The sequence below is a fragment of the Streptococcus sp. 17.1 genome (assembly GCF_016648655.1).
Lineage (GTDB): Bacteria > Bacillota > Bacilli > Lactobacillales > Streptococcaceae > Streptococcus > Streptococcus salivarius_E.
Window position 1 is genome coordinate 28,822 of sequence record NZ_JACLQM010000004.1, and the last position, 21,109, is coordinate 49,930.

The window sequence follows — 21,109 nt, forward strand, 5'->3', positions numbered from 1 at the left end:
GCGATTTAGATTTTGTCTTGTTTGCCACGCTTGGCCTCCACTTCCTTAACAACTGCTTGAGGAACATAAGAACTAATGTCCCCCTCAAAATAAATCAACTCACGCACTCGACTCGAGGACACTGGTGTCACCTCATGACTAGCAATCAAATAAACCGTTTCAAGCTCAGGCGCCAGCCCCTTATTGAAATAATCCATATTAGCCTCATAGTCAAAATCTGTCGCATTACGAAGGCCTCTAACCAGATAAGTCACCCCAAGATCTCTGGCGACATCTACAGCCAGACTATCGTGAGCCGTTATAACCTTGACATTGGGAAAATCTGCCACAACCTCTTCCAGGATACGCTTGCGAGTCTCCACATCCCAGAAGCCCTGCTTATTTTTATTATAAAAGAGACCGATATAAAGCTCATCAAAGAGCTTGCTGGCTCTGGCAATAATATCCATATGCCCATTAGTAATCGGATCAAAAGACCCCGTAAACATAGCAATCTTTGTCATAGCATTCCTTTCTACAACTTCCCTATAAAAGGCTAACGCACGTAAACGGTCACCTTACTGATACCATAGGTTTTCTGTTTCCAAATCCCAAAGTTTGAAATTTCTTCAGGCAGGTCCACAGCCTTATCAGTTTCACAAACCAACATAACTTCCTCAGCCAAGAGTCCTTGCTCCTCTAACTGAGTAATATTGGCCACAATCTGCTCTTTGGCATAAGGTGGATCTAAAAGCACCAAGTCAAACTTTCCTGTCAATTGTGTCAGCGCACGTACTGCATCCATCTTCAAAAGCTGGAACTGTTTCTCACTCTTTGTCATCTTAATATTTTCCTGGATAACAGCCTGTGCCCGACGATCCTTTTCCACGAGGACAGCAAAAGACATGCCACGACTAATTGCCTCAATGGCCAGACTACCGCTCCCCGAGAACAAATCCAAAACACGTCCTCCATCAAAGAAAGGACCAATCATATTGAAAATGGCACCCTTGACCTTGTCCGTTGTTGGACGAGTCGTTTTGCCTTCTAACGTTTTAAGCGGACGCCCGCCAAATTCACCTGCTACAACACGCAAGTCGGTCACCTCGTTTTTACTGATTTTTAGTAAGACTTTTCTATTATAACAAAAAATCACACTTAGATGTTGGTCCAAAGGGGACTAGACAAGCTAAATCCCCCCAAGAGAACACAAAAAACTCGAGAAGCTCCCGAGTTTTCATTCATTTTACTTATCACCAAGTGCAGTCACGTAGTTATAAGCTTCGATACCAGCTGTGGCACCATCACCTACGGCTGTTGTAATTTGGCGAAGGTCTTTCTGACGGACATCCCCAATGGCAAAGATACCAGGAATACGTGTCGCCATCTTATCATCTGTAATTACCCAACCGTCCTGGTCAGTGATGTCGAGACCTGTCAAGTAATCTGAAACAGGATCAAGTCCCACATAAACGAAGACACCGCCAAATTCGTGGTTAGTCACCTCACCAGTTTTGACATTCTTGATATCAACACTGCGAACCTTGATGTCATCACCCTTGATTTCTTCAACGACTGAGTCCCAGATAAACTTAACCTTTTCATTGGCGAAGGCGCGGTCTTGAAGAACCTTTTGGGCACGCAATTCATCACGACGGTGAACAATGGTCACGCTATTAGCAAAGCGTGTCAAATAAATTCCTTCTTCAACGGCAGAGTCTCCACCACCAACAACCAAGAGGTCTTGATTACGGAAGAAGGCACCATCACAGACCGCACAGTAAGACACCCCACGGCTGTTATACTCTTCTTCGCCAGCAACACCAATGTGGCGGTGTTTGGCACCAGTCGCAATGATAACTGTCTTGGTTTGGTACTCTTCATCACCAGTTTTGACAACTTTATAGTCACCCTTGTCTTCGATACCAGACACGATACCATAAAGATTTTCAACGCCCAATTTTTCCAAAGGTTCGAACATCTTCATTGACAATTCTGGACCAGAAATACTTTCAAAACCAGGGTAATTTTCAATATCAGACGTATTATTCATCTGTCCACCAGGAGCACCTTGCTCCAAAGTTGCCACTTTAAGGTTGGCACGTGCTGCATAGAGTGCTGCAGTCATCCCCGCAGGACCAGCTCCAATAACAATTGTATCGTACATGAGTAACTCCTTATATGATTTTCTTGTAGAGATATCTTACACCTAATGTGCCAACAAAGCTAGAATTATGCATTCAGCACGATAAGAATCGCCATAAAAGCAAATGCCAAAACGGGAATCGAAACCATCGACATCATAATAGCATCATAGAGGGCACCTTGACGCTCCTTCACAGTTTTGTCCGCACGACGTAAAGCACGCCATCCAAGCCAAATGGCACCAATCACCAAGCACACAAAGAAAGCAATCACAAGGCCTAAGAGGTAAAATTTAAAAATATTTAATAACATAAATCATCCTAAAGTGAGAAATAGAAAAGGCTGAGATAACATTCTCCAACCTCTAAATTCGACTAGTAATAACTGCACGATGCAGTCTCTGATTGGACACTTAGTCGCCTTTGAAACATTCAAAAGTTCCTAATCATCCTTGTGGGACTTTGACTATGGACTAAAGTATCGTCCACTCCCACTACCTTTTCTATTGTAACAAAAATCCCATCTTAAAGATATTGTTTTGAATAAGAAGCGAAAAATTCTTTTGTTCGTTCTTCTTTTGGATGGTTAAAGATTTCATCAGGTGTTCCCTGTTCAAGGATACGACCTTTTTCAAGGAAGAGCACCTTGTCAGCCACTTGATAAACAAAGTTCATGTCGTGACTGACCAAAATCATGGTTTGACCTGACTTAGCCGCATCAGCGATTGATTTTTCAACCTCACCAACCAACTCAGGGTCAAGAGCAGATGTTGGTTCGTCAAGCAAGAGCACATCAGGCTTCATTGCAAGGGCACGGGCCAAGGCCACACGTTGTTTTTGACCACCCGACAAGTGACGTGGGTAGTGATTTTCACGATTAGAAAGCCCAACCTTAGCGAGCTCTTCTTTGGCAATCTTGGTAGCTTCTTCGTCAGAAAGTTTCTTAACAATCTTAAGACCTTCCTTAACATTATCCAAGGCTGTACGACGTTCAAAGAGGTTGAACTGTTGGAACACCATGGCCAACTTACGACGAAGAGTAAGGATTTGTTCTTTGGTAATTGTTTCAAAATCTACCTTGAAATCATCAATGATAATGGTACCAGAATCAGGTTGTTCCAAATAGTTTAAGCTGCGAAGAATTGTTGATTTCCCTGCACCAGAGGCACCAACAAGAGCTACAACTTCACCCTTTTCAATGTCGATATCAATACCATCGAGAACCTTTTGACCTGAAAATTCCTTGGTCAAATTTTTGATACTAATCATTAGCGGTCACCTCCAATTCCAGAAATGTCAGTCACTTCAGGCGCCTTAATGGCCATGTGATTTTCAACTGAACGACCAATGTACTCAATCAAGATTGAGATTACCCAGTATACAAGGGCAACTGAGATATAACGTTCAAAGTAACGGTAGTCGGCACCACCCAAGATTTGAGCCTGTGCATACATTTCGACGATACCAGCACTAAAGGCAAGTGATGTTCCCTTAGTCAAACCAATCAAACTGTTAATCAAACTTGGAGTTGCAATAACTGCCGCATTTGGGATAATGACACGACGGTAAACCTGTGCTGATGTCATCCCAAGAGAACGGGCTGCTTCGATTTCCCCCGCATCAACAGCTTGAATTGCTGCACGAATGGTTTCACTCATGTAGGCTGCTTCGTTAAAGGCAAAGGCTGTAATGGCAAAGATAGCTGGTGGAATCTCATTAATGTTCCAATCTAAACCAAACTCACCATTCAAGTAACGAAGGAAGAGTGGAATACCATAGTAAGTCAACATGAGTTGTACAAGGATTGGTGTCCCACGTAAGAAGCTTACAAAAACTGCTTGAATCGGATAAAGGATACGTACTCGATTGATCTTAACGACCGCAAAGACAAGGGCCAAAATCAAACCGAAGAAAGCACCTGCAATGGTCAAGCCCAAAGTTAAAGGCAAGCGTTCCACAATCTTAGGAACAGCATCGAAGACTGCCTTCCATGAGAAGAGTTTACCAGCTGGCATCCAAGATGAAATCCACTTGAAGACAATCGTAACCAGTTGCAAAATATAACCCCAAAGAATTTCTACTAGCCAAGACAAGGGAATGGCTAAAGTAACTGCTACTGCCAAACCAACCAAACCCATGATAACTTGGAGATACCAAGGTGACCGATTAAATGCTTCTATACTCTTTTTCACAATGTCGCCCTTTCTTTCTAAAAAAGTAGGTTAGCCTAGTGCTAACCGTCCAATTATCTTATCATAAATTCTATAGTATTCATTTTAGCACGACTCAGAAAGTCTGTGAAATAGTCTTTTCTTATCATAGTGATAAGAAAATCGTATCACTGATAGCAATACCTTATTAAGACTAAGAAGATTTGAACTAATTCCTTATTTCACGAACAAAGTGAGCATAAACCGAGGCTTTCCGACGTGAGAAAAACACCTGAAACTTTAAAGTTTCAGGTGTTCGGAAGTTTTGAGACCTTAGGCTCAAAACTTAGTCATGGAGCTTCGACGAAGGTCGCTGACGTCCGTCATCACCTCAGGAAAGCCTCAAAAGAAAGCTTTGTGTTCAATTCAAAGCTGAGACAGCAGTCTCAACTTTTAACAGTCTTATTTCAAATCACTGACGTAATCGCCACCGAAGTATTCCTTGCTGAGTTTGGCAAGGGTTCCATCCTTCTTAAGCTCTTTGATACGCTTATTAACAAAGGCCTTGAGTTCCTTACCTTGCTTATCATTTGAGAATAGAAGATATTCAAGACCATCAGTCTTCATACCAATATCGTCTTTAATCTTGTTTACAGCTAGCTTATAGCCTTGATCTTTGACAATGTACTCAGACGAAATGGCATCGTAAAGGATAAAATCAATTTTTCCTTCTTGAATATGTTGAATACGTGTTGAAAGACCCGTTGAGCTAGAAGCATAGTTGATAGTAATTGGTGTCTTGTCCGCATTGGCATGGTTCCAATTTTCAAGCAACTGAGCATAGTTAGAGCCAGGAAGCACCTCTGTCGTCTTACCAGACAAATCATCTAGGCTAGTATACTTGGTACCCTCAGCACTAGTGATGGCATAGTTAGAACGTGAAATCGGATCTGAGAAACCATATTTCTGCGCACGTTCTTCATTGTAGTTGAAGTCGTTAGCCGCAATCTGATAACGTCCAGAATCCACCCCTGTCAAGATGGAATCAAAAGGTGTCGTCACAAACTTGACCTCATACTTGTCCGAATCCTTGAAAATAGCCTTGACCAAATCAATATCATAACCCTTGAAGTCGTCGCCTTTTTTGAAAGTGAAAGGCGCCGTATCAGAGTCTGTCGCAACAGTAATCGTCTGCTTTTCACCAGATGCCTTACTGTCACTCTTGTTCCCACAAGCAGCCAAAGTCAAAACCGACAAGCCAAGAATCCCTAAACCTGCAAGCCATTTTTTCATATCTATAATCCTCGATACTTTCATTAATAGTTAGTGATAACAGTTTACCATCTTCCTCCAAACTCGTCTAATAATAAAAACCTAAGTGGTGATAGAAAATGGTTATAGGGGGAATGGATACAACGAACAATAAGAAAAGAGCTGCCACTGGTGTGACAACTCTTCTCGTCCAAAAAAGCTTTCCGTACATGTTTAACATCAAATGCAATAAAACTCTACTTATCCTTACTTGATGACTTACTGCTTGAATCGCTACTGTCTTCAGGTTGATAATCTGATAAATTCTTATGGATGCGTTCAGCGTAAACAGCTCTGCTTCCTGATTCATCATGGTCAACCAAGGCTTCGGCAAGCTCTTTATAATCTTCTACAGAAATAGTCCAGTTACCCCCATCATCTTTGGTTAGCTTGAAGGTCTTTTCTAGATCATCAGCACCTGTCAAAGGTGTATAGGCCATTTCTTTATCAATATCCTTAAATTGTGTCAAATCGCCGTTAAAGTTTTCACCATAAAGGAATTTCGTTGTGAGATCTTTGGCTTTACCTTTTTCTACATCGTTGTTATCAGCTTGATTCCACTGTTTCAACTTGTCAATGTCGTTATCATAGAGACTCATAAGGAGAGTACGAACAGCAGCTGCAGCACCATAGGCACTAACAGAGCGTGAAGTAAAGGTAACTGTCGCTTCATTTCCTTTAACTTTGACATCTTTCAGCTTATAGTCCTGAATCTTACCAATCATATTACGACGGACCTTGAGGAACTTAGAAAGCACTTGGGTTGGTGTCTTAGCATCATAACCTTCAATGTATTTAAACGTATACTTGTCTTCCGGTGTATACCCCTTTTCTTCGATAGTATCTGCAACTTGTTTTTCAAAGACTTTCGTTTCAGTCCAGGCTTCGTAATTTTCACCGTAGAGTTTTGAAAAACCGTTACTAGATTTTCCAAGCATAGTATCAATTAAAACTGTCGCATCAGCCTTGGCACGTTCTGTCGGAGTTGGTGTCGCTTTTTTCTTCTCAGCTGGCTTATTGGAAGCACAAGCTACGAGAACCAAGCAAGCTGCCAGAATCAGTCCTAAATAGGTAAGAACTTTTTTCATTAAGATTATTCCCTCATTTCTTTTAGTTACTATTTAAGATAGCATAGGTCTGATGATTCTTCAAGGTCACTTTCCAAAAGAAAAAATCAAAACTCTACTATTATAATGACTCTAAATCATCTAGGTCCAATTGCCTGCCTTCTTGATCTTCCAGACCCGTCAGCGTCACACCGAGCAGGCGAACACCGCTGCTATTTTCCTCCAATTGATCAAAAATGGTATGGGCAATTCTTTCGATGGTGTCGAAATCCTGAGTCGATTTGTCCAAGGTCATACGCTTGGTTAAGGTCGAGAAATCCGAATAACGGACCTTGATGACAATAATTCGACCAACTTTTTTATTTTTCTGAGCACTTTCAGCTACCCGCCTAGCATTCTTAGTCAACTCAGCCTTGATGTCATCTTCATTATAAAGAAGCTTGCCGTAGGTTCGCTCACTTCCGATAGATTTACGGACGCGATTGGGCCTGACAGGACTATTGGAAATCCCTCTGGCCTTTCGAAAGAGATCAAATCCAAAACGTCCAAAACGATCAATCAGCGTCATCTCAGGAATCTTCAGAAGATCGGCACCGGTGTATATTTCCATATCATGAAGACGTTCAACTGACTTTTTACCTACCCCATGAAACTTTTCAATAGGGAGCTTTTCCAAAAATTCCTGAGCCTCCTCTGGAAGCACCACCGTCAAACCAGCAGGCTTTTGAAAATCAGAAGCTAGTTTGGCGATAAATTTATTGTAGGAAACGCCTGCTGAACAAGTCAGATGAAGTTCCTGCCAGATATCATACTGGATAAGTTTAGCTACCTTAACCGCCGATTTGATACCAAGTTTATTTATCGTCACATCAAGATAGGCTTCGTCGATAGACATAGGCTCTACCAAGTCGGTATAGCGTTTAAAAATCTCACGAATCTGCATCCCTACCTCTCGGTAATGACTATAATTTCCTGAGATAAAGACAGCATTAGGACAACGTTCATAGGCTTCCTTAGAAGACATGGCTGAATGGACACCATATTTTCTAGCCTCGTAATTACAGGTTGATACCACACCACGTCCCCCTGTTTTTCTAGGGTCGTGACCGATAATAACCGGTTTGTCCTTAAGACTGGGGTCATCCCTCATCTCGACCTGAGCAAAAAAGGCGTCCATGTCAATATGGATGATTTTCCGACTGGTATCATTTATTAGAGGAAACTCTAACATGGCTCCCTGCCTCCTTTCTCAGATTTATCTCATTGTAAAGCTTTTCACATAAAACTTTGGGACTACAAAGCATTCTCCCCTTATGATACCAAAATCTACCAAAAAACAGAAATTTATAATACAGATTTGTCGTTTTCAAAACTGTATTATAAAAGAATGTCTCTAAAAACACAGTTTTAAAGTTGTGTAAGCGGTTACTGTGTGATAGAATACTTCTAGAGAATGTAACAGATAATTTTGTTACTAGAATTATAGGAGATTCAAACTATGGCAACGGTTAAAACCAACACAGATGTTTTTGAAAAAGCGTGGGAAGGCTTTAAAGGAACTGACTGGAAAGAAAAAGCTAGCGTTTCACGTTTCGTTCAAGCAAACTACACACCTTATGATGGTGACGAAAGCTTCCTTGCAGGACCAACTGAACGCTCTCTAAAAATTAAAAAAATCGTAGATGAAACTAAAGCAGGCTATGAAGCTGAAGGACGCTTCCCAATGGATACTCGTCCAACTTCAATCGCTGACATTGACGCAGGATACATTTCAAAAGAAGATGAACTTATCTATGGTATCCAAAATGATGAGCTCTTTAAATTGAACTTCATGCCTAAAGGTGGTATCCGTATGGCGGAAACTGCTTTGAAAGAACACGGTTATGAACCAGACCCAGCTGTACACGAAATTTTCACAAAATACGTGACTACAGTTAACGATGGTATCTTCCGTGCTTACACTTCAAACATCCGTCGTGCACGTCACGCTCACACAGTTACTGGTCTTCCAGATGCTTACTCACGTGGACGTATCATCGGGGTTTACGCTCGTCTTGCCCTCTACGGTGCTGACTACTTGATGCAAGAAAAAGTTAACGACTGGAATGCTATCAAAGAAATCGACGAAGAAACTATCCGTCTTCGTGAAGAAGTTAACCTTCAATACCAAGCACTTCAAGACGTTGTTCGCCTTGGTGACCTTTATGGTGTAGATGTTCGTCGTCCAGCCTTCGATACTAAAGAAGCTATCCAATGGACAAACATTGCTTTCATGGCAGTATGTCGTGTAATCAACGGTGCCGCTACTTCACTTGGTCGTGTGCCAATCGTCCTTGACGTATACGCAGAACGTGACCTTGCTCGTGGTACTTACACTGAATCAGAAATCCAAGAATTCGTTGATGATTTCGTTATGAAACTTCGTACAGTTAAGTTTGCTCGTACAAAAGCTTACGACCAATTGTACTCAGGTGACCCAACATTCATCACAACTTCTATGGCTGGTATGGGTGCTGACGGACGTCACCGTGTTACTAAGATGGACTACCGTTTCTTGAACACTCTTGATAACATCGGTAACTCTCCAGAACCAAACTTGACAGTTCTTTGGACTGACAAATTGCCTTACTCATTCCGTCGCTACTGTATGCACATGAGCCACAAACACTCTTCTATCCAATACGAAGGTGTAACTACTATGGCTAAAGACGGATACGGTGAAATGAGCTGTATCTCATGTTGTGTATCACCACTTGACCCAGAAAACGAAGAACAACGTCACAACATCCAATACTTCGGTGCTCGTGTTAACGTACTTAAAGCCCTTCTTACTGGTTTGAACGGTGGTTACGACGATGTTCATAAAGACTACAAAGTATTTGATATCGATCCAATCCGTGATGAAGTTCTTGACTTTGACACTGTTAAAGCTAACTTCGAAAAATCTCTTGACTGGTTGACTGACACTTACGTAGATGCCCTTAACATCATCCACTACATGACTGATAAGTACAACTATGAAGCTGTTCAAATGGCCTTCTTGCCAACTAAACAACGTGCTAACATGGGATTCGGTATCTGTGGTTTCGCAAATACTGTTGATACATTGTCAGCAATCAAATACGCTACAGTTAAACCAATCCGTGACGAAGATGGCTACATCTACGACTACGAAACAATCGGTGAATACCCACGTTGGGGTGAAGATGACCCACGTTCAAACGAATTGGCAGAATGGTTGATTGAAGCTTACACTACTCGTCTTCGTAGCCACAAACTCTACAAAGATGCAGAAGCTACAGTTTCACTTCTTACAATCACTTCTAACGTTGCTTACTCTAAACAAACTGGTAACTCTCCAGTTCACAAAGGGGTATACCTCAACGAAGATGGTTCAGTGAACTTGTCTAAATTGGAATTCTTCTCACCAGGTGCTAACCCATCTAACAAAGCTAAAGGTGGATGGTTGCAAAACTTGAACTCACTTGCAAGCCTTGACTTCGGTTATGCAGCTGACGGTATCTCACTTACTACTCAAGTATCGCCTCGTGCCCTTGGTAAGACTCACGACGAACAAGTTGACAACCTCGTAACTATCCTTGACGGATACTTCGAAAACGGTGGACAACACGTTAACTTGAACGTTATGGACTTGTCAGACGTTTACGAAAAGATTATGAGCGGTGAAGATGTTATCGTACGTATCTCTGGATACTGTGTAAACACTAAATACCTCACTCCAGAACAAAAAACTGAATTGACACAACGTGTCTTCCACGAAGTTCTTTCAATGGACGACGCTTTGGGATAAAATAACTAAAGAGCTCGCAATAGCGGGTTCTTTTATTTTTGCCAAAAACTAGTTTTCATTATATTTTTCTAAATCTGCTATCATTTACATTTGACTTTTCATCAGATTAGCTATAAAATTAGAGCGTTTCCGTTTGGTATCTCCAAACGCTTCCTTCTCAGAAGCACCTTAGAGAAACGATACTCAATGACTGTTAAACGGATGGTTTCTAATAACACGTAGACTATCATTGTTATAAGATTAAAGAGTATAAGGAGGACAAATGAATAAGAAAAGTTTTAAGATAATTGGATTAGTCTCTCTCGTAGCAAGCACTGTCCTACTCGTAGCCTGCCAGTCTGATACAAAAAACGAATCCTCAAAGTCCAAGGACGTTCAATGGGGTTATACTGGTGCTACTGGTCCAGACCATTGGGATGACCTTTCTAAAGATTATGAACTCAGCAAAAATGGTAAAGAACAATCTCCGATCAATATCACCGGAGCTGAGGACGTTGATCTTCCAGAACTAAACCTTAATAATCAAGAATCAGAAGCTCAAGTTGAAAATAACGGGCATACGATTGAAGTCAGCTTTAAAAATCCAAAGAATACCCTAACGATTGGTGATGATATCTATAAATTACAGCAGTTTCATTTTCACGCACCTAGTGAGAATGAAATTGATGGTCAGACTTATCCTCTAGAGGGGCACTTCGTCTATAAGACAGATAATGGAAAAATCACAGTTATCTCAGTTCTCTATAATTATGGCGATGAAAATCAAGCCTTAAAACAAATCTGGGATAAAATGCCTCAGGCGGCCAATACAGAAACCGAGCTTCCTCAGGCTATATCACTAGACGATTTCTATCCTGAAGACAAGGACTACTACAACTTCGAAGGTTCCTTGACAACACCTCCATGTACTGAGGGTGTTAACTGGATTGTCTTCAAGAATCAAGAAACCGTTAGCAAAGAACAAGTGGAAAAATTCACCCAAACCCTTGGATTTGAAAATAACCGCCCTATCCAAGATACAAACGGTCGAAAAATTAAAGAATAAAACAAGATCAAAAGCTTGATGATACCTCCTCGCATCGAGCTTTTTTTCATTGACAACTAACTATAGACTTTGTTACACTTGCCCTATGATTATCAAACATACAAGAGACACACTCTCAGAAACTTACCTCGATGCCGTAGCCATCCGAAACACTGTTTTTGTAAAGGGTCAAGGCGTTCCTCGCTCCATCGAGATTGGTGCGAATGAAGCCTACTGCATCCACTTTGTTCTATATGATGACAAAGGCAAGGCTGCAGCAACCGTACGCCTACTACCGAATAAAGACTTGACTCAGGTTACCCTTCAACGTATGGCGGTGCTTGTTGACTACCAAGGTCAAGGTCTGGGGAGCATTCTCCTAAAAGAAGTTGAAGATTTTGCACAAGAACAAGGCTTCCAGACTATTTCTCTCCATGCTCAACTCGGTGCACTTAAGTTCTACCTCAATAATGGCTATCAAGAAGTCGGTAACATCTTTGAAGAAGCTGGTATCCAACACATTACTGTTGAAAAATCCTTAATAAGCAAAAAAGCTTAAGCAGTTGACCTACTGCTTAAGCTTCTTCTTTTGTCGCAAATATAGGATAACCATGCTCGACAGCTAGAACTGTCACATTTTTTCTAGCTTTTAATCTCTCTGTGATTTTTTTCCAGCTACGATTTCCCATAATGATAACGATTATCGTTACCATATAAACTAAAAAAGCAGGATATCTAGCAAAGTCGGTAAATGTCAATTTTAAGGACTCCAGAATTTTCCTGAGTATAAAGGCGTAACCAATCACAATATGAGTGAGTCCACAAAAGTACCCTAAACATATAAGCAAATACTCTATTTGAAGCTTCTTGGAACGCCTCTTGTAGAGCAACTTATAGTCTTGACCATACTTTTCAAAGACAGGAAAATGAATGTCAAACCCTCTTCTCATACGAAGGACTCTTAAATCGGGTTGGGCACGATACCCAAGGCAATGAATCAGTTTGTATAGTAGCTCTCTTATCAAAATATAAAAAGAAATAATAAGGTTAGATAACAAGCTAATAAATACCAAAACTACAAAAGAGACTACATCTCTATCCGTCGTCAAAAAAATGATCACCACTGTAAAACACATACCACAGACAAAGAGACTACTCCCGTTAAGCATGCAAAAGAGCAGACTCAGAAACCGAGGGACAAATCTACTTTGTTTAGGTGGCTTAAGCGACCGTTGCATTATGAACTCCTTCTTCATGATTCCAATCAAAACATGGTAATTTTTGATTAACTTGGTGAGCCCTTCGCATAAGCATCACTTTAGTCTTTATTTCTTTAGAAAAATAGGGTAAAAATACTCCTCTGAGATAACTTTTAAGTTAAAATAACGGACAAAGTGACTTTTCAGATGTATGAGCCATCTTACAGAAAAAATCAAAACACCACATAAGAGCAAGAAGATTATATAGCCAACTTTTCCTAAGGTGAAGCTATAACCGATTAGAATAACTAAGATGATTAAGAGATAGAGTCTACCAAGAGTCGCTAGGAAATAAAGAAATTGATGTCTAAGAGAGCGCTTATCATATAGTATTTTGTAGGCATTTGTCGTTTTTTCAAAAAATACTATATATGACATTCTACCTCGGTAATCCTCTTCTCCAAAGGGGCGGGCATGGTAACCACAGAAATGAAAAAGTTTAAATATGATACCATTCCCCATCCTATAAAATGTCACAACCAAAAGTACAACAGCAATAACTTTTGGAATATTCACCTCTTGCCCGACCTGACCAACACCAAATAGATGCTCCAACCATACAAATGTAACATAAGACAAGACTATCAAACATATCTTCAAAAAGATAAACAATTGTGTCGCCCCGACACTAATCTCACCTTCTAGAGGATTAAAAGATGCCCCTCTTCTATTTTTATTTGTCAGAATGTACCAACTCCTCCTTCATGATTTCAATCAAAGCGTCTCTATCCTTAATCCATTGAGCTCTCTCATCCTTGTAGTAAGTACGATTACTGAGGAAAATAGCTGCACGTTGAGCTGGGATATTGATAAGCACAAAGGTACCTGTATAACCAGTATGAAGAATCCAATCGCCTTGGAGGTCCCAAGCGACACTACGTTCCTTATTGGATTGGCTGATATTCTGCGTCAGATTTTTAGCAAAATCATTCCTCAAATAATGGTCAATAAAGATTTCCAAGTCCTTTAGGGTTGAAAAGAGACCTGCTGAACCTGTATGCTCTTTGAGCACTCGAGCCTTGGGATCGTGAACAGTTCCTCCCGGAATTCCCTCAATAGTTGGAACAGCAACCTCAACTGGACCAAACTGTGTTTCAGACATACCAAAAGGTTGAAAAATTTCGCTGTCAAAGAGCCTGTCCAGTCTTTGTCCAGATAATTTCTCAAGCATCAATCCCAGGAGAATAAAGTTAATATCGGTATACAAGAAATGTTTATCAGACTTAACTTTGATGGCATTTATAGCAGCAATCAAGCCAGCTTGGTCTAACTCATCACGGTTTGGAATAAAAGGATCAATGCCGCTACTGTGAGAAAGAAGCTGACGAAGGGTTAGCGTCTTGTCTACCACTTCAGGGTAATAGGTGGACAACTTCTCATCCAAATCCAATTTTCCTGACTGTAAGTAGAAGATACAAAGAGTCCCAACTCCCACCACCTTGGAAACACTAGCTAGATCATAGGTCACTCCTGGAACTACCGGAATATTTCCATCCTGAGTTCCTAGATAATGCTCCTGCCAATCTTGTCCGTCATAAAGTGCAAGGCTGGCACCCGGGAAGATGTCAGCCTTGATGTAGTCTGTAATTGTTGACAATGTTTGTTTAAAATTAGTCATTATTTTGTTAGCCAAACCTCAATATTACTCATATCAGTCAGTGCAAGTAGGCTTTCTTTAGTATCTAGATAACTTGAGAACTGTTCCTTTTCAAGTTTCTCATGCAAGGCAACCAAGTCGTAGTCTTCAGCTACCTTAAATTCTAGAATTTCCAAATCCCAAGTCTGGTCTGGACTCACTTGGAGGTCAGGACCTTCTGCTTTCTCAAAGTGGATAGACAAAGGCAATTCTTCGCCAAAAAGATTGTCGTAAAAGAAAGCTGCTTGAGCTGTATCAACAACGTTCAAGGTCAAAGACTCGACCGTAAAGTCTGACACTCCTTTGAAATCTTCTTTTTCTTCAACATCTGCGTATTCAACTGTCTTAAGAGTAGACAAGTCATCTTCGGCATGCATCAAAATAAGACCATTCTCAGGTGAGATTGTTTCAAAAGCATACCCTTTTTCCCCTTGGAAAATAGCCTTGGCTTGGTGATCATCACGCGCCAAAAGGTACTCAATCTCAAGTGGATCTGAAACCTTGATAACCACTTTATTAATTTTCTTAGGACCTTCAACTGCACGACAACGGTAAGCTGGTGACTCCTCAATCACAAAAAGTGAGTTACGGTCTGTCCAATCTGTGAAGACCGCAAGGGCATTTTCCTCAGTCAAAAGCTTAAATCCTAATGTATTTTGGTAAAAATCAATATTTTCTTGTCTGTTATTCACACGAAAGATTGGTGTGTGAAACTTAAAATTCCCTGATTGCGTCATGACAACCTCCATTCTTTTCTATTTTATCCGAAAAGAGCCTGTGTGACAAGGATTTTCCTAAGAAAAAACAGGATTGTAATTTTTTCACATTCTTTCACATAAATTATGAAAATCATTATATTATATTTACCTTAGGACTAGCTATTTCCTCATTTTAGAGTATAATAGAGACTATGAAAACTCTCGTCAATCATTTGGCGTTTAGACATACCTATCAGGGATTCTTTTTACTGCTGATGATAGCTATCCCAAACCTGGCTTTAGGTATGACAACGTCCTATAACAATCAGACTGGGTTGACCTTCACTAGCCTTGAAAGCTGGGGAATTATCGCTGTCAATCTCATTATTTTTTATATTACCTATCTTTGGGCTAAAAATGAAGGTTTGCTTACTCACTTTAGACTAGACCGAAAGGATACTAAAGCTATTATCTGGGGCTTTGTGCTTATTTTTCTGATGGGGGTTATTGGGAGCAATCTTATGCTACTGACTCACACCAACTACCATGTAGAACTTCAAAGAACTCTTACGACAACGCCTATCCTACCAGTAGCCATTGGCATGATGACCACAGCCTTCTTACAAGAGCTACTCTTTCGCAAGTGGATTTTCTCTTGGCTGGCTCCTTATTCGACAGTTGCTGTTTTAGTGAGTACCGGTCTCTTTTGCCTATTCCATATGCCTACCAACCTTGCCCACCTCCTCCTTTATATTGGAATGGGCTTGGCTCTCTCTATGATTTACCAAAAAAGAGAAAATCTATCAGCGGCTATCTCACTTCATGTCCTATGGAATCTTTTCACCTTAGGTGCTACAATCCTAGTCATAACTACTCCTGTGTAACTGAGAAAACTTTCTCAGTTTTTTTGCTACTTTCAAAATTTTTAGCGTAAAAAAAATCTGAAGCTTGAACCTCAGATTTTTTGTATTGATTAAAGGTAGAGGGCTTTGAACAAGTATACAGCCAAAATTCCTGCAAGGATTGGAGCTACAACTGGAACCCAAGCATACCACCATTTAGAATCACCTTTGTGCTCACCAAGAACTGATGTTGGCAAGATGTGGTGAAGAAGACGTGGCATCAAATCACGGGCTGGGTTAAGGGCTGGTCCTGTAGGTCCACCAAATGATAGAACCAAGGCACAAACCAAGAAACCAACACCGATGTGAGCTACAGCAAGAGATCCATTCGCCATTTGGCCTGTTACAGCTTCTTTATCATACCCATATTGGACTGCTTGTGAGACCAATTTGTGACCAAAGTAGTTGTTAGTCAAGGCAAGGGCACCAAAGAAGAGAAGGAATGAACCCGCAAACTCATTGGCAAAACCGTTAGCCCATGCACGATTACGATTTTCTGGAGTATCATCATGATCGTCAACTGCTGAGATCGTTGAGAAGGTACCAAGAATATTGTTAGGGTTCTCAGTTTGTACATAGTAAGGTTGGTGAACCCAAACCACGATAGCTTGACCTACAAAGGCACCAAGAAGTTGTGCAATAAGGTATCCAGGAACACCTACCCATGAGAACAAGCCAGATGCAGCAAGTCCAAGTGTGAAGGCAGGGTTGATGTGGTTACCAGAAACATCACCAAACATAAGGGCTGGCATCATAACACCAAAACCATAACCAAAGGCGATTACAATCCAACCAGATTTGTTACCTTTTGTTCCCTTAAGCTCAACGTTGGCAACAGCACCATTACCAAGTGCTACAAGAAAAGCAGTCGCGATAAACTCAGTGAGGTATTTCAAAACCCATTCACTGGTGAACGCTTCTTTTAGAAAATCATTCATTTGTCTCTTTATTTCCTTTCGATTTTACAATAATTTAGACATCTATCATTTTATCAAGTATAATGTCTGATGTAAAGATATTTCTGAAATGTTTACGTATTATTTTTGAGGTTTTTGAATATGAAATTTAATCAGTTTAGTTACATCCCAGTTAGTCCTGAAATAGCTTGTCAGGAACTTCGTTCTTTAGGATTTGAAGTCTCTCTAGATGCTAGTGCCAAAGCCAATTTTGAGGCCTTTGTTCGCAAGTCCTTCCTCTTCTTTGAAGACACCGACTTAGCTTTGAAAAATTGGATTGCCGATACAGAGACTGACCTCCTGACCTTTTTCCAATCAGACCGTCCTTTGACTGCTGAAGTCTTTGGTTTGGTAGCCCTTCAACTGCTAGGATTTGTCCCTAATGTGGACTTTACAGACAGTGCTGCTTTCCTAGAGAAAATGGCCTTTCCAATCACTTTTGATGGCAGTCTTAACAACCTTCATCGATTGTTGGCGACACGCACACAGTCTGGCAATACCTTAATTGATCAGTTAGTAGCTCAGGATTTAATCCCTGTAAGTAATGACTACGTCTTCTTTAATGGTAAGAGCTTAGCGACATTTGACACTAATCAGCTTCACCGTGAAGTGGTTTATGTCGAAACACCTGTAGATACTGATAAAGACGGGCAGTTAGACTTGGTCAAGGTGACTATCTTACGTCCTAATGTGGACTTCCCAGTTCCAGCCATGATGACCGCAAGTCCTTATCAACAAGGGACTAATGAGCCTGCTTCAGATAAGCTCACCCACAAGATGGAGGGAGACTTGCTCGTCAAACCAGCAGGTGAAATCTCTCTTAGACAACCTGAAATCAAGGTACCAGAGGCAGACCTTACGCCTATCAATCCTGTCACAAAGGCTCAGGAGCGTTTTGCTCACACAGATACCTACACACTTAACGATTACATGTTAGCTCGTGGTGTGGCCTCTATCTATGTATCCGGTGTTGGTACCTTCAACTCAGAAGGTTTCATGACCTCTGGAGACTATCAACAGGTTCTGGCCTATAAAGCTGTCATCGACTGGCTCAATGGTCGTGCACGCGCCTTTACTAGCCGTAGCAGACAGCATACAATCACTGCTGATTGGGCTTCTGGTAAGGTGACTACTACTGGACTATCATACTTGGGTACCATGTCCAACGCCCTAGCCACAACTGGCGTCGACGGTTTGGAGATGGTAATCGCTGAAGCAGGTATTTCTTCTTGGTACGACTACTATCGTGAAAATGGACTCCTCGTTAGTCCTGGAGGCTACCCTGGTGAAGATCTCGATACCTTGACTGAATTTACCTATTCTCGTGCCCTATTAGCTGGAGAATACCTACGCCACCAAAAGGACTATGAGACCTACCTCAAAGAGCTAAGCAAAGCCATTGATCGTACGCACGGAGACTATAGCCAGTTCTGGCATGACCGCAACTATGTGCAATTCGCAGACCGTGTCAAAGCTACTGTAGTCTTTACACACGGTAGCCAGGATTGGAATGTCAAACCGATTAACGTCTATCAAATGTTCAATGCTCTTCCAGACTCTCTTGAAAAACACCTCTTCTTCCACAATGGTGCACACGTTTACATGAATGCTTGGCAGTCTATTGACTTCCGAGAAAGCATGAACGCCTTGATTTGTCAGAAACTCCTTGGTTTGGAGAATGGCTACACACTACCTACTGTTATCTGGCAAAACAACCAGTCTGAACAGACCTGGGAAGTTCTCGATAACTTTGGACACGACAATGGTAAAAACATTCAGCTTGGTGAGACTGAAGCTAGTATCGCTAACCATTATGAAGAGGAAACCTTTGCCAAATACGGTAAAGCTTACCAAAGCTTCAAGGATGACCTCTTTGCAGACAAAGCCAACGCCATTACCTTGGACTTTGAACTGGACCAAGACATCCAGATTAATGGCCGTGTCCACCTAGAGCTCAAGGTTAAGTCTAGCACAAACCGTAGTCTTATCTCGGCCCAGGTTCTGGAAATGGGAGATAAAAAATACCTAGCTCCAATACCTGAATTAAAACGCATGAGTTTAGATAACGGACGTCTCTTCAAGGAAGAAGCCTTACGTGAACTGCCATTCAAGCAGGCCAAATACCGTGTCATTACCAAAGGACACCTTAACCTGCAAAATCGTAAAGACCTTCTTACCATTGAAGATGTTACGCCAAATGAATGGATGACTATCGGTTTGGACTTACAACCAACCATCTACAAACTCAACAAGGGCGACAAACTCCGACTCGTTCTCTATACCACAGACTTTGAACACACCATTCGTGACAATAGTGACTACGAATTAACTGTGGACCTAAGCCAAAGTCAGATGACATTGCCTTATTAGTCTTTATCACAAAATTCCCATAGGATGATGACTCCTATGGGAACTTTTTTTGTGTGTAAATAAGCAAGATTTAGGCTTCAATTGTTACGATTTATTTTAATATCATTTAAACAAATGATATAGCCAAGACAGTGGAATAACACAAATTCTCAATGGACAACTCAACCTTAAAACCGAGAAATCCTCCCTAATGACATCAATAGCCATAACGAATCGCTAGCAATTTTCGCAACTCTGCCATTCGCTCCTCGATAAAGGGAGACAAGGTTAGCTGGTCTTTTCTGACCACTTCGGATATTTCCAGTGACATCCTGCTTAAGATATAGGGAGTGGCTGAACGAGAGTCTGCAAGTTCCGTTCGGTAGGAGTGCAGGACCTGCTTCAAATCAGCATAATCTGGCTTATCTCCAATAGTTTCAATTACTTCATCGATGATAGCTACTGCTTGTTCTCGTCTCTCTTTGCCTCCTGCAAACCATTTAAGTCCTGTCATTAAGAAAACCTCCTTATTTCTTTCAACTAATTTTTCAATCACATCTTTAGTATAGCATTCAAGTCTTTCTATCAGAGCTAGCGTCCCAAAAAGTGGCTATATGTCCTAAATGGTAGCCAAATCCAGATTGGATGCTGAATAGATAGAGCATTTAAATCTATATTCCCAATGACTACTCCTAGGATTGCTGATACGACACGTAACGAACGTAACACAGCAGAACTAATTTTTTGTAATATCACCATGGTAATTCCTTTTCTACTTGAGTCATTTACATAAACTACTAGGGCGTTATCTAAAGAATGATTGGCTATTATTCTGAATCTAGCATGGCTAAAGACACGAATCTGTCACTTTCCATGCTGCTTAAAACAAATACATCACTTCTCATTTCTAAAAATCAGCTGACTAAGATCATCAGAGAACGATAAAGAAACATAAAGTGACAAGGTATAAAATAAAAATGTTCTTTCTTGATGCCAGAAAAATGTTATCACACATTGAATACAGACAGCCAAGATAACTTGTAGGATAAATATTATGTATTTTCTAGAAAAAACAGATTGTTCCAATAGTAATCCTCCTTTCATGACATATTTTGAAGACCCAGACCTTGCAAGTTTTGTCTATACGATAGAAGAATATCCGTCAAGCCATAGAAATCCTACTCTAATTTTCACATTTTTCATTAATCACTTTCTTATTATAGCGTTTTTATGCACTTTATGCAACGTAAATTGAATAATGTCACAAATGGTTACTATATTTTCTATCTTTTAAAATATTTTTTGACTTGCAAGTAAGCTAGAAAATCACAGAGAATTAACAAAAGCATTAATACGACTAGTACTATGCGGTCTGTGGTATCACTGAATGTTAGTAATGTGTAAAACTCTACACAAAGCACTAGAAATGAGATGACCAGAAAGACAATGAAGGACTGCCATATTGTTAACGGATTTACTGAATCGGGACGCTTCTTAAGCAAACGGTAGAGCAGTCCATTTACAAAAATGACTACTAAAGCTAGTGCTCCGACTGATAACCAAATCTCTGGCGAAGTCTTACTTTTGTAGAGAGAAATACTGGTACTTATAAGAAAGACTGCCAATACAGCAGTGATGGTCCTAAAAATCGCAATACTCTCGAACTAATACTCTTTAACTTCATGATAAAACACTTAAGCTATGAATAACCTCAGTCAGTCTTGTAAACCGAATAAGCTATTACATTTAACTCTATTCCTTTCTGTATTTTTTTATACTGCTGTAAGATCTCAAGTAATCCCTTAGCGATTAAATTCTACTGG

The 21,109-nt window shown here is 40.6% G+C and carries 20 protein-coding genes and 1 pseudogene; 5 read left to right on the forward strand and 16 right to left on the reverse strand.

Annotated elements, in window-relative coordinates; genetic code table 11:
* Positions 1–5: 5 nt before the first annotated feature.
* From coaD to dinB, 9 genes are all read right to left on the reverse strand, one after another.
* Positions 6–503, reverse strand: a complete 498-nt coding sequence (gene coaD / locus H7T99_RS03590; protein ID WP_037602487.1) for a pantetheine-phosphate adenylyltransferase — start codon at positions 501–503, stop codon at positions 6–8.
* 32 nt (positions 504–535) lie between these two features.
* Positions 536–1,135, reverse strand: coding sequence for a 16S rRNA (guanine(966)-N(2))-methyltransferase RsmD (gene rsmD, locus H7T99_RS03595; RefSeq protein WP_073686155.1), 600 nt, complete (start codon positions 1,133–1,135; stop codon positions 536–538).
* A 90-nt stretch (positions 1,136–1,225) separates the two neighbouring features.
* Positions 1,226–2,179, reverse strand: a complete 954-nt coding sequence (gene trxB, locus H7T99_RS03600; RefSeq protein ID WP_255296714.1) for a thioredoxin-disulfide reductase — start codon at positions 2,177–2,179, stop codon at positions 1,226–1,228.
* Between the two features lie 32 nt (positions 2,180–2,211).
* Positions 2,212–2,436, reverse strand: coding sequence for a DUF4059 family protein (locus H7T99_RS03605; RefSeq protein ID WP_002884393.1), 225 nt, complete (start codon positions 2,434–2,436; stop codon positions 2,212–2,214).
* Positions 2,437–2,648: 212 nt separating this feature from the next.
* The gene (locus H7T99_RS03610; RefSeq protein WP_037602492.1) at positions 2,649–3,392 is read right to left on the reverse strand and encodes an amino acid ABC transporter ATP-binding protein; all 744 of its coding nucleotides are present in this window, start codon (positions 3,390–3,392) and stop codon (positions 2,649–2,651) included.
* Positions 3,392–4,138 (reverse strand): amino acid ABC transporter permease, encoded by a 747-nt coding sequence (locus H7T99_RS03615; protein ID WP_096832659.1) that lies wholly within the window; start codon positions 4,136–4,138, stop codon positions 3,392–3,394. Before H7T99_RS03615 ends, H7T99_RS03610 begins: the two co-directional genes overlap by 1 nt.
* Before the next feature lie 597 nt (positions 4,139–4,735).
* Entirely contained in the window at positions 4,736–5,566 is an 831-nt protein-coding gene (locus H7T99_RS03620; RefSeq protein WP_022495901.1) for a transporter substrate-binding domain-containing protein, read from the reverse strand.
* A 215-nt stretch (positions 5,567–5,781) separates the two neighbouring features.
* Positions 5,782–6,672 (reverse strand): hypothetical protein, encoded by an 891-nt coding sequence (locus tag H7T99_RS03625; RefSeq protein WP_037602494.1) that lies wholly within the window; start codon positions 6,670–6,672, stop codon positions 5,782–5,784.
* A 100-nt stretch (positions 6,673–6,772) separates the two neighbouring features.
* Positions 6,773–7,882, reverse strand: a complete 1,110-nt coding sequence (gene dinB, locus H7T99_RS03630) for a DNA polymerase IV (RefSeq protein WP_014634976.1) — start codon at positions 7,880–7,882, stop codon at positions 6,773–6,775.
* A 267-nt stretch (positions 7,883–8,149) separates the two neighbouring features.
* On the opposite strand from dinB, the gene pflB reads away from it, so the two are divergent.
* From pflB to H7T99_RS03645, 3 genes are all read left to right on the forward strand, one after another.
* Positions 8,150–10,462, forward strand: coding sequence for a formate C-acetyltransferase (gene pflB / locus H7T99_RS03635; protein ID WP_002891716.1), 2,313 nt, complete (start codon positions 8,150–8,152; stop codon positions 10,460–10,462).
* Positions 10,463–10,724: 262 nt separating this feature from the next.
* Positions 10,725–11,507, forward strand: a complete 783-nt coding sequence (locus H7T99_RS03640) for a carbonic anhydrase (protein ID WP_037602496.1) — start codon at positions 10,725–10,727, stop codon at positions 11,505–11,507.
* 85 nt (positions 11,508–11,592) lie between these two features.
* Complete coding sequence (locus H7T99_RS03645) at positions 11,593–12,045, forward strand: GNAT family N-acetyltransferase (protein ID WP_037602498.1); 453 nt, start codon at positions 11,593–11,595, stop codon at positions 12,043–12,045.
* A 16-nt stretch (positions 12,046–12,061) separates the two neighbouring features.
* Here the strand turns inward: H7T99_RS03645 and H7T99_RS03650 are convergent, their stop codons facing one another.
* The 4 genes from H7T99_RS03650 to H7T99_RS03665 all read right to left on the reverse strand — a co-directional run bounded on the left by H7T99_RS03650 (position 12,062) and on the right by H7T99_RS03665 (position 15,118).
* Positions 12,062–12,724: a hypothetical protein gene (locus tag H7T99_RS03650; protein WP_037602500.1), complete on the reverse strand. Its 663-nt coding sequence runs from the start codon at positions 12,722–12,724 to the stop codon at positions 12,062–12,064.
* 87 nt (positions 12,725–12,811) lie between these two features.
* On the reverse strand, positions 12,812–13,324 hold the full coding sequence (locus tag H7T99_RS03655; RefSeq protein ID WP_126405088.1) for a hypothetical protein: 513 nt from the start codon (positions 13,322–13,324) through the stop codon (positions 12,812–12,814).
* 94 nt (positions 13,325–13,418) lie between these two features.
* Positions 13,419–14,363, reverse strand: coding sequence for a serine hydrolase domain-containing protein (locus H7T99_RS03660; RefSeq protein WP_037602501.1), 945 nt, complete (start codon positions 14,361–14,363; stop codon positions 13,419–13,421).
* Positions 14,363–15,118 carry a CppA family protein gene (locus H7T99_RS03665; RefSeq protein WP_022495893.1) on the reverse strand — a complete coding sequence of 252 codons (756 nt, stop codon included), beginning with the start codon at positions 15,116–15,118 and terminating at the stop codon, positions 14,363–14,365. Before H7T99_RS03665 ends, H7T99_RS03660 begins: the two co-directional genes overlap by 1 nt.
* A gap of 173 nt (positions 15,119–15,291) precedes the next feature.
* On the opposite strand from H7T99_RS03665, the gene H7T99_RS03670 reads away from it, so the two are divergent.
* Positions 15,292–15,963 carry a CPBP family intramembrane glutamic endopeptidase gene (locus tag H7T99_RS03670; protein ID WP_080702584.1) on the forward strand — a complete coding sequence of 224 codons (672 nt, stop codon included), beginning with the start codon at positions 15,292–15,294 and terminating at the stop codon, positions 15,961–15,963.
* Positions 15,964–16,052: 89 nt separating this feature from the next.
* Here H7T99_RS03670 and gla read toward each other — a convergent pair whose 3' ends face one another.
* Positions 16,053–16,919: an aquaglyceroporin Gla gene (gene gla, locus H7T99_RS03675; protein WP_037602504.1), complete on the reverse strand. Its 867-nt coding sequence runs from the start codon at positions 16,917–16,919 to the stop codon at positions 16,053–16,055.
* A gap of 120 nt (positions 16,920–17,039) precedes the next feature.
* Here gla and H7T99_RS03680 point away from each other — a divergent pair, with 120 nt between their 5' ends.
* Positions 17,040–19,307 carry a Xaa-Pro dipeptidyl-peptidase gene (locus H7T99_RS03680; protein WP_037602507.1) on the forward strand — a complete coding sequence of 756 codons (2,268 nt, stop codon included), beginning with the start codon at positions 17,040–17,042 and terminating at the stop codon, positions 19,305–19,307.
* Positions 19,308–19,503: 196 nt separating this feature from the next.
* On the opposite strand, the gene H7T99_RS03685 is transcribed toward H7T99_RS03680, so the two are convergent.
* Positions 19,504–19,800: a bacteriocin immunity protein gene (locus H7T99_RS03685; protein WP_021152512.1), complete on the reverse strand. Its 297-nt coding sequence runs from the start codon at positions 19,798–19,800 to the stop codon at positions 19,504–19,506.
* 769 nt (positions 19,801–20,569) lie between these two features.
* Positions 20,570–20,970: pseudogene (locus H7T99_RS10655) on the reverse strand (hypothetical protein).
* Between the last annotated feature and the right edge of the window lie 139 nt (positions 20,971–21,109).

What these genes read in the sequence shown, in the direction of transcription:
- coaD (WP_037602487.1), bottom strand. Translation starts at nt 503, where the DNA reads ATGACAAAGATTGCTATGTTTACGGGGTCTTTTGATCCGATTACTAAT.
- H7T99_RS03605 (WP_002884393.1), bottom strand. Translation starts at nt 2,436, where the DNA reads ATGTTATTAAATATTTTTAAATTTTACCTCTTAGGCCTTGTGATTGCT.
- H7T99_RS03610 (WP_037602492.1), bottom strand. Translation starts at nt 3,392, where the DNA reads ATGATTAGTATCAAAAATTTGACCAAGGAATTTTCAGGTCAAAAGGTT.
- H7T99_RS03615 (WP_096832659.1), bottom strand. Translation starts at nt 4,138, where the DNA reads ATGCCAGCTGGTAAACTCTTCTCATGGAAGGCAGTCTTCGATGCTGTT.
- H7T99_RS03620 (WP_022495901.1), bottom strand. Translation starts at nt 5,566, where the DNA reads ATGAAAAAATGGCTTGCAGGTTTAGGGATTCTTGGCTTGTCGGTTTTG.
- H7T99_RS03625 (WP_037602494.1), bottom strand. Translation starts at nt 6,672, where the DNA reads ATGAAAAAAGTTCTTACCTATTTAGGACTGATTCTGGCAGCTTGCTTG.
- dinB (WP_014634976.1), bottom strand. Translation starts at nt 7,882, where the DNA reads ATGTTAGAGTTTCCTCTAATAAATGATACCAGTCGGAAAATCATCCAT.
- pflB (WP_002891716.1), top strand. Translation starts at nt 8,150, where the DNA reads ATGGCAACGGTTAAAACCAACACAGATGTTTTTGAAAAAGCGTGGGAA.
- H7T99_RS03640 (WP_037602496.1), top strand. Translation starts at nt 10,725, where the DNA reads ATGAATAAGAAAAGTTTTAAGATAATTGGATTAGTCTCTCTCGTAGCA.
- H7T99_RS03645 (WP_037602498.1), top strand. Translation starts at nt 11,593, where the DNA reads ATGATTATCAAACATACAAGAGACACACTCTCAGAAACTTACCTCGAT.
- H7T99_RS03650 (WP_037602500.1), bottom strand. Translation starts at nt 12,724, where the DNA reads ATGCAACGGTCGCTTAAGCCACCTAAACAAAGTAGATTTGTCCCTCGG.
- H7T99_RS03660 (WP_037602501.1), bottom strand. Translation starts at nt 14,363, where the DNA reads ATGACTAATTTTAAACAAACATTGTCAACAATTACAGACTACATCAAG.
- H7T99_RS03665 (WP_022495893.1), bottom strand. Translation starts at nt 15,118, where the DNA reads ATGACGCAATCAGGGAATTTTAAGTTTCACACACCAATCTTTCGTGTG.
- H7T99_RS03670 (WP_080702584.1), top strand. Translation starts at nt 15,292, where the DNA reads ATGAAAACTCTCGTCAATCATTTGGCGTTTAGACATACCTATCAGGGA.
- gla (WP_037602504.1), bottom strand. Translation starts at nt 16,919, where the DNA reads ATGAATGATTTTCTAAAAGAAGCGTTCACCAGTGAATGGGTTTTGAAA.
- H7T99_RS03680 (WP_037602507.1), top strand. Translation starts at nt 17,040, where the DNA reads ATGAAATTTAATCAGTTTAGTTACATCCCAGTTAGTCCTGAAATAGCT.
- H7T99_RS03685 (WP_021152512.1), bottom strand. Translation starts at nt 19,800, where the DNA reads ATGACAGGACTTAAATGGTTTGCAGGAGGCAAAGAGAGACGAGAACAA.